Genomic DNA, 8,016 nt, shown 5'->3' on the forward strand with positions numbered 1-8,016 from the left:
TTGAGTGTAGTTGGCGAGCGGGTCCGCTCATGCGGAGGCGGCCGCCGCGTCGACGATGCGAACCGGATCCGTGCCGTCCCCGGTGTGTGATTCGGCGATGCCGCGCGCGATCATGTCGCGCATGCCGGCGCCTTCGATGACTTCGATGCGCACGCCGGGGTCGTCGGGGTCGTCGAGATACGCGACGCGCGTGGCCGGGTTGCCGGCTTCGAACACGACGCGCAAGCCGCGTGCGGTGAACCGTGCGATCGCCGCATCGAGATCGTCGACGACCCACGCGACGTGATGCAGCCCGACTAGCGCTTGCCCGTGCGCATCGCGGTATGGCGACGACGTGTCGTTCGTCACGTGAATCAGTTCGATCTGCAGATTGCCGCGATACGCGAGCCCGACGTTCATCGTGACCGACACCGGCTCGCCGAGATGATGGCCGTCGAGGCGTACGTTGCGGAAAACGGTCCACGGGCCGATGCCATGGCGTTCGCGCCAGCGCGCGATGCTGCGGTCGAGATCGGCGACCACGTAGCCGATCTGGTCGATGGGGCCGAGGACTGGCTCGTTCATGGCGTCTCCGTGACGGACGCCCGTGAGCGTGCCGTGCGATGAATGACGGCCATGATCGCAACAAAGCACGCGCGGCGTGCCGTCCGAATGGATGAGTGGGCGCGCTTCGTCCCGGCGTGACGGGTGCGCGCGGGTCGTCGCGACGATGCCGGTGCGTCGAGCGCCAGGTAGCGGCCGCTGCCTGCCGCTCCGGGCCAACGCTGGCGGCCCATCGGCGCGGGCGGCAGGCAGGGTGCCGGTTCCGCCGATGATCAGCATCGCGGGCGGCGGCCTACCGCGGCCGCCGCCCGATCGTTACGCTTGGGCGATCATCCACTCTGTCCGGAAGGTCGCCATGTCCCGGCTCGATTACAAGTTGCTCGGCCCCTGTCTGCTCGCGATCGCGCTCGACGCGATGGGATTCGGGCTCGTTTATCCGATGATGTCCGCGATCTTCAGCGATCCGCACGCGGGCATCCTGCCGGCCGACGCCGGCGCGCACGCGCGCAATTTCTACCTCGGTCTCGGCTACGGGATCTATCCGTTGTGCATGTTCTTCGGCTCGTCGCTGATGGGCGAGCTGTCCGATCGCTACGGCCGCCGCAAGATCCTGCTGCTGTGCGTGACCGGCCTCGCGGCCGGCTACGCGATGATGGCGGCCGGTGCGTGGCATGCGAGCGTCGCGCTGCTGCTGACCGGCCGCGGGCTCACCGGGCTGATGGCCGGCTGCCAGGGCATCGCGCAGGCGGCGATCACCGACCTGAGCACGCCGGAAAACAAGGCGTACAACATGAGCATCATGTCGCTCGCGTTCAGCGCGGGCGTGATCGTCGGCCCGGTGCTCGGCGGCGTCACGTCCGACCGCACGATTTCGCCGCTGTTCGACTACGGCACGCCGTTCGTGCTCGTCGCCGGGTTGTCGCTGATCGGCGCGTTCTGGACCTGGGCATCGTATCGCGACTCGGCCGTGCCGCGCGGCGACACGCGTATCGATCCGCTGCTGCCGCTGCGCATCATCGGGGAGGCCGCGCGCCAGCGCAACGTCGCGTTCCTGTCGGTGGTGTTCTTCCTGATGCAGGTCGGCTACGGGCTCTACCTGCAGACCATCATGCTGCTGCTGCAGGCGAAGTTCGGCTACACGAGCGCGCGGCTCGGGCTGTTCAGCGGCGTGATCGGCCTCTGCTTCGTGTTCGGCCTGCTGTTCGTCGTGCGGCTGATGCTGCGCGTATGGCGCGTGGTCGACATCGCGAAGACGGGCCTCCTCGTCGCGGGCGTCGGCCAGGTCCTGTCCGCGCTGTTCCCGAACGAGCCGGTGCTGTGGGCGCTCGCGATGGTCGTCGGCTGCTTCGACATGGTCGCTTATACGACGATGTACACGGCGTTCTCCGACGCGGTCAGCGAGGACCGGCAAGGCTGGGCACTCGGCGTCGCGGGCTCGGTGATGGCCGTCGCGTGGGTCGTCACGGGGGCGCTCACGAACCTGCTGCCGGTGTTCGGCGAGATCGGCCTGCTGCTGATCGGCGGCGCGGGCTTCCTGCTCAGCTTCGCGATGATGGTCGCGTACGGCCGCACGCAGCCGGGTGCGCGAACGGCCGCGCTGTCGTAGGCGGCAGGCACGTTGGCCCGATCCTGTCGGACGTTGTCCCGCGCGCGGCTGTCGCGCACGGCCGCGCGGCCCGACACTGGCGCCTCGCGGCCGGGAAACGTCCGGGCCGCGTGCGGCGACGCCGGCTGGCCCGGCGCGCCGTTCCTTCGATACGCCAACCGAGAGAGCGACCCATGCAACATCCGACCATCCGTACCCTGGCGGGCGCGACCGCGCCGACGTCGATCGCCGCCGCCCGCACCGCGCTGCTGGTGATCGATTTCCAGAACGAATACTTCAGCGGCCGGCTGCCGATTCCCGAGGGCCCGCGCGCGCTGGGCAATGCGCAGCGCGTGATCGCGTTCGCCGATCGCGCGGGCATTCCGGTGTTTCACGTCCAGCATGTCGATTCACCCGACAGCCCGATATTCGCGGACGGCAGCGACGGCTTCCGCTTTCATGCGAGCTTGCAGCCGGCGCCGCATCACGCGGTCGTGAAGAAAACCTCGGTGAGCGTGTTCCCGACGACGGACATCGATGCACGCCTGAAGGCGGCCGGTATCGACACGCTGATCGTCACGGGCCTGATGACGCATGCCTGCGTGGCCGGCGCGGCACGCGATGCGGTGCCGCTCGGCTACGCGGTGATCGTCGTCGACGATGCCTGCGCGACGCGCGACCTCGACATCGCGGAGGGCGGCACGGTATCGCACCGCGACCTCCATCGCGCGACGCTGGCTGCGCTGTCGGACACGTTCGGCGACGTGCTGACGACCGAGCAGGTGCTGGCGCTCGGCGTCGCCTGACGGCCGCCGGGTTCGTGCTTCATTCGGCCCAGCCCGGCGCCGCGTACACGACTTCGCCGCGGAAGCACGTCTCGATCACGCGGGTTTGCGCGAACGTCTCGACGGGATGGGCGAACGGATTGCGATCGAGGATCGCGAAGCTCGCGTCCTTGCCCGCCTCGAGCGAACCCGTGCAGTCGTCGAAGCGCAGCGCATACGCGGTGTTCACCGTATAGGCCTCGAGCATCGTGAGCAGGTCGAGGCGTTCGTGCGGATTCCACGGCGGGCTGTCGGGCTGGTCGATCAGCAAGTGTGTGACGCCTGTCTGGATGATCTGCATCGGGTCCATCGTGCTGACCGACCAGTCGGAGCCGGCCGCGAGCATCGCGCCGGCGTTGCGCAGGCTGCGGAACGGATAGTTGCGCGCGGTGCGTTCGGCGCCGAGCAGGTCGCGATAGAGCTGCTGCTGCTCTTCGCGCGCGGCCGTCCACAGCGTCTGCACGCTGGCGATCGCGCCGAGCCGGTTGAAGCGGCTCATGTCGGCCGGATCGACGAGCTGCAGGTGCGCGAGCTGCGCGCGGCGGTCGCGCATGCCGTTGCGGATCTGGACATATTCGAGCGCGTCGAGCGTCATGCGCACCGCGCGGTCGGCGAGCGTGTGGAAGTGCAGGTCGAAGCCGGCGGAATCGGCGAGCAGGCAGATCTCGTTCAGCGCGTCCTGGCTCCACAGAGCGAGGCCGCAGTCGTCGGTGCCGGCGTACGGCTCGAGCAGCGCGGCGGTTTTCGATTCGGGCACGCCGTCGACGAAGATCTTCACCGTATGCAGGCGCAGGTTGTCGCATTCGTACGCGCGACGCCATGCGGCGAAGCGCTCGACCTGCTCGCGCGGATCGCGGCGCGGGTTCGCATAGAGGCCCGCGCTCATGTACACCTTCAGCGTGCCCGCGCGCTGCGCGTCGGCATACGCCTTGAGTTCGGCCTCCTCGACGCGTGCGTCGAACCAGCCGGTGATGCCGTAGCCGTGCGCCATCGCGTGCGCTTTCGCGAGCGACTTCGGGTAGCCGGCCGGGCTCAGTTGCGGAATGAGCGGGCAGACGCGATAGAACGCCGCTTCGTGCACGACACCGTTCGGCGCGCCGGACGCATCGCGTTCGTAAACGCCGCCGGCCGGGTCGGGCGTGTCGGCGTGGATGCCGGCCGCTTCGAGGCCCTTCGTGTTGAGGCAGCCGCTGTGCACGTCGAAGCCGACCACGAGCAGCGGCCGGTCGGGCACGACCCGGTCGAGCAGTTCGCGGGTCGGATACGCGCCGAATGCGGCCAGGTTGGCGCCGCCGAGATAGACCCACGGCTCGTTCGGCGTCGCATCGGCGCAGGCGCGGATGCGCTGCAGGATCGTGTCGGGATCGTTGATGCCGGACAGGTCGAAGTCGCCGAGGATCTGGTGGCCTTCGAGTGGGTGCACGTGGCCGTCGATGAGGCCCGGCAGCATCAGCCTGCCGGCCAGGTCGACGGTGCGCGTCGCGGGGCCGATGAGCGGACGGATATCGTCGTCGCGGCCGACCGCGACGATCTTGCCGTCCCGGGTGGCGAGCGCCTGCGCGAAGCGGCGCTGCGCGTCGCCGGTGTAAAGCAGGCCGTTCAGGTAGGCGGTGTCGGCGTATTGCATGTGTCTTCTCCGGATGGGGCTGTTCGACGGGCGCACGTGTCCCGCGGGCGGGCCGCGGGGCTCGTCCGGTCGCGTGAACCCGGTCGGGTTGAATGGGACGGGGGCGGTTATGTGCCGGTGCTGCGCGGCAGGCGCCGCGATGCGTCACGGTGAAGGCCGGCCGCCGCCGGGGCGTCATGCCGATCCCGCTGCCGGGCCTGAAGCGGCAGCTCGATGGGCAACGCGCGCGCGGCCGTGCGGGCCGGCGTCCATCCGGTATGCGGCATTCGGTGTCTCCGTGGCATCCGACGCGTTCCCGTCGTCGGGTGAGTCAGATACTAGGAGCGGGGCGGCCGGCTGTCTGTCATCGTTTTTAGGACAACCAGCGACAAAGGCGGCGGGGGCGGCGGGTGTGGCCGGGATGCGGAGTCGTCGTCTAGCGCACGCTGTCTGCCGGCGGTTCTTCCTCGGTCACGCACCACGCGAACAGCCCGGCCCGGTTCGCCACGCCGAGTTTCGCGAGCGCGCGCCCGAGATAGGTGCGCACGCTGCTCGGCTTGAGCGCGAGCGTGTCGGCGATCCGGGGGACGGGCCGGCCTTGCAGCACCGCGCGGCACACGAGCCGTTCGCGCTGCGACAGCGTTGCGCCGCTGGCCGACAGGCGCTGTTCGAACCGCTGCAGCAGCGCGCCGTCGTCCGAGCGGGGCGTCAGGCGGGCGAGCCGCGCATGCTGGATCAGCAGCGGCAGCACGAAATCGCCGAGCTGCCGCAGCAGCGCCAGTTCGGCCAGCGTATAGGTCGGCTGGCCGCGCCGGCGGAACAGCGAGAACGCATAGACATAGTCGCGCTCGCTGCCGAGCAGCGTGCAGTCTTCGCCGAGTTCGCCGAGCGCGAACTGGCGGCCGTATTCGGTTGCCATGTCGACGTCCTCGTTGCACGAGAACACGAGCTGCGAATCGGTAGCGCGCTCGATGTGCGGGAGCAGCGTGTCGTTGCGCCAGTCGCCCTGTGTATATAGATCGAGTGCGTGGCGCGTGCCGTCGGGATCGTCGCCGCCGGCGAAGAACAGCACGTCGACGCTGTCGACCGAATGCGACGGCGCGTCACGCCGGTAGCGCGTCGCGACGCTGTAATGGGACTGCGGATCGACGGTTTCGCGCAGCCATGCCCAAAGCCGGGCGGGAAACTGCGGACTGCCGAGGCTGGCGATCAGGTCGCCTGCATTGCTGAGGGAAATATGGGCGGGGCTCATCGTTGACACCGTCTGCGCGAACGGCCGCCCGTACCGGCCGTGTTTCGCGTGCGACGGCGAGCCGGCGGCGAGGCGGCCGGCGGTGCGGTCATGCGGGACGGAGGCCGGCGCGGCGGCGAAGCTCGATTGTAGGGGACTTCGCCGCCGCGAGGCAGTCGCGCTTGCCCGGGGGGGCGGCCGATCGTCCGTCGACGGGCGGCGTGCATCGTTGCGCGCCGCGTGACGGCCCCGCGCGTCAGAACATCGTGTTCGCGTTCGCGGACGTTTCGGGTACCGGCTGGATCACGTCCCAGTGTTCGACGATCTTGCCGTCCTTCACGCGGAAGATGTCGACGACGGCCTCGCCGCGGTCACCCGGGCGCTCGGTCGCATGCACGTGCAGGTAGACGAGATCGCCGTCGGTTGCGCTGCGCACGATGCGCGCGCGCGACGCCGGGTTCTTCTGGAAGGCGCCGACGAAGTACGACACGAACGGCTTCTTGCCGTCCGGTACGTGCGGGTTGTGCTGTTTGTAGTCGTCCGCGACGACGGCGGCGGCCTCGACCGCTTCGTGCTTGTTGAAGAAGCGGTCATAGAACGTCAGCACGAACTGGCGGTTGGCTTCCTCGGCGGCCAGGTTGCGCGTGGCCGGGCCGGCGGCCAGCGCGGCCGTCGACGCGGCCAGCAGGGCGAGCGCGGCAACGGCGCGAACGGGAGAGCGGAGCGATGACATGTAGCGGGTTCCTTGTCTGACGAAGCGTGGGTTGGCGCGCGATGCGCGACGGCGGGTCGGGTTGGCCATGATGATCGTCGGGCGACGGTTGCGGATGCACGTGCGCTGTCGACGCGAGGGATTCACCGCCCGGTTCGTATCGTCGAGATACGGAGTGGCGAGGCGGCGCGTCGTCGTCATGCTTCGTTGAACTGGCGAATCCGCGCGGCTGCCGGGCCGCTCGAATGGTACAGTTGCCGCGAACCCGTCACAAGAAGTCAGCGCGGTGTGAACAGGTCACACCGCGCTGACCATGCGTTGCCTTTGAAAGAGAATCCCGTCATGCCGTTCCCGCCCGCCGACGAAACCGTCGAACTCGATCAGCCCTGCCCGATCCGCGATGTGCTCGACCGCATCGGCGACCAGTGGAGCCTGCTCGTGCTCGAAGCGCTGTCCGGTGGGACGATGCGTTTCAACGAACTCGCCCGCGCGATCGGCGACGTGTCGAAGCAGATGCTGTCACGCACGCTCAAGCGGCTCGAACAGGACGGCTTCGTCAGTCGCACGCTGTTCGCCGAAGTGCCGCCGCGCGTCGAATATGCGCTGACCGACCTCGGGCGGTCGTTCCTGACGCCGATGCAGGCGATGATCCGGTGGGCGGACGAACATCATCACGCGATCTGCGCCGCGCGGCGCCGTGCACGGGAGATGGACGGCGGCGGGCGCTGAGCAGGGCGTATGCGCTGTTTTGTCGATGGACGGTGGGCTGCGGCTTGAGTGCGATGCGACGAGGCATGCCGCGACTGCGCGTGCGGTGCCGCACGTGATTTCGTTATCCGAATGATATCGATGGGGCGGGCAGGCATCGCCGATGTTTCAATGTGCTCCGTTCGGCTCGAATGCGGGAATGCACTGGCGGTGCATCGCTTGCGGGGTGCGCGCCGGGGCGACTGCAATGGCGGTCTTTCGCTGTATGGCACATGAGAGGTGCGGCAGGGGCTGGCCGAGCCGGGATGGCGCACCCCAGACCGGCGGCATATCGGCGGTCGAGGGTGCCTGATCCGATGGAGACCTGGGCGCATGCGTGGGGGGCAAGGTCGGGCAGGGCGCGCGGGGGCACCTGCCGGGCATCATGATGTCGAGGCTGAATGGCGCGGGTTCGTCGCGCCGCCTGGTTCCGGGGCTGCCCTCGGCCGAGTGCGGGGTGCCGGGCGCCTGCCTATCGCCATGTGCCGTCGACGTAGATCCACACCTGTCCCTGGCGGCGCCAGTAGCCGGGCACCCATCGACGCCCGGGGCGCCGTGCGACCCAGCGGCCGGGCACCCATATATAGCGGCCTCGCTGCCAGCGCCAGTAACCGTCCGTCCATATATAGCCGTGCGGCTGTGGCGGCGGCGGGCGGCGATCGTGTCTCGCGGCCGGCGGCGCGAAGCCCGGGCGGTCCGCATAGGGCGGCCTGCCGGGCACTCGGTTCGGGCCGGGCGGCCGATATCCGGGCGGCGGGGGCGGCACGG

8 protein-coding genes are annotated in these 8,016 nt (G+C 69.3%); 3 read left to right on the plus strand and 5 right to left on the minus strand.

The features are described from left to right. Positions 1-27: 27 nt before the first annotated feature. The gene (locus FOZ70_RS36035) at positions 28-564 is read right to left on the minus strand and encodes a VOC family protein (RefSeq protein ID WP_219707800.1); all 537 of its coding nucleotides are present in this window, start codon (positions 562-564) and stop codon (positions 28-30) included. A 334-nt stretch (positions 565-898) separates the two neighbouring features. Here FOZ70_RS36035 and FOZ70_RS36040 point away from each other — a divergent pair, with 334 nt between their 5' ends. Next, a complete protein-coding gene (locus tag FOZ70_RS36040) occupies positions 899-2,149 on the plus strand; it encodes an MFS transporter (RefSeq protein WP_104767077.1) in 1,251 nt (416 codons plus the stop codon). A gap of 173 nt (positions 2,150-2,322) precedes the next feature. Continuing rightward, complete coding sequence (locus tag FOZ70_RS36045; RefSeq protein WP_027789412.1) at positions 2,323-2,934, plus strand: cysteine hydrolase family protein; 612 nt, start codon at positions 2,323-2,325, stop codon at positions 2,932-2,934. Between the two features lie 19 nt (positions 2,935-2,953). Here FOZ70_RS36045 and FOZ70_RS36050 read toward each other — a convergent pair whose 3' ends face one another. From FOZ70_RS36050 to FOZ70_RS36060, 3 genes are all read right to left on the minus strand, one after another. Next, positions 2,954-4,579 carry an amidohydrolase gene (locus FOZ70_RS36050; RefSeq protein WP_219707801.1) on the minus strand — a complete coding sequence of 542 codons (1,626 nt, stop codon included), beginning with the start codon at positions 4,577-4,579 and terminating at the stop codon, positions 2,954-2,956. A gap of 415 nt (positions 4,580-4,994) precedes the next feature. Further along, positions 4,995-5,810, minus strand: a complete 816-nt coding sequence (locus FOZ70_RS36055) for a helix-turn-helix transcriptional regulator (RefSeq protein WP_219707802.1) — start codon at positions 5,808-5,810, stop codon at positions 4,995-4,997. A 235-nt stretch (positions 5,811-6,045) separates the two neighbouring features. Further along, a complete protein-coding gene (locus FOZ70_RS36060) occupies positions 6,046-6,522 on the minus strand; it encodes a nuclear transport factor 2 family protein (RefSeq protein WP_219707803.1) in 477 nt (158 codons plus the stop codon). Between the two features lie 321 nt (positions 6,523-6,843). On the opposite strand from FOZ70_RS36060, the gene FOZ70_RS36065 reads away from it, so the two are divergent. Continuing rightward, complete coding sequence (locus FOZ70_RS36065; protein ID WP_042976912.1) at positions 6,844-7,230, plus strand: helix-turn-helix domain-containing protein; 387 nt, start codon at positions 6,844-6,846, stop codon at positions 7,228-7,230. Between the two features lie 490 nt (positions 7,231-7,720). Here FOZ70_RS36065 and FOZ70_RS36070 read toward each other — a convergent pair whose 3' ends face one another. Beyond that, positions 7,721-8,014 (minus strand): hypothetical protein, encoded by a 294-nt coding sequence (locus tag FOZ70_RS36070; RefSeq protein WP_346656430.1) that lies wholly within the window; start codon positions 8,012-8,014, stop codon positions 7,721-7,723. Between the last annotated feature and the right edge of the window lie 2 nt (positions 8,015-8,016).

Source organism: Burkholderia sp. COPS (assembly GCF_019425585.1).
GTDB classification, from domain to species: domain Bacteria; phylum Pseudomonadota; class Gammaproteobacteria; order Burkholderiales; family Burkholderiaceae; genus Burkholderia; species Burkholderia cepacia.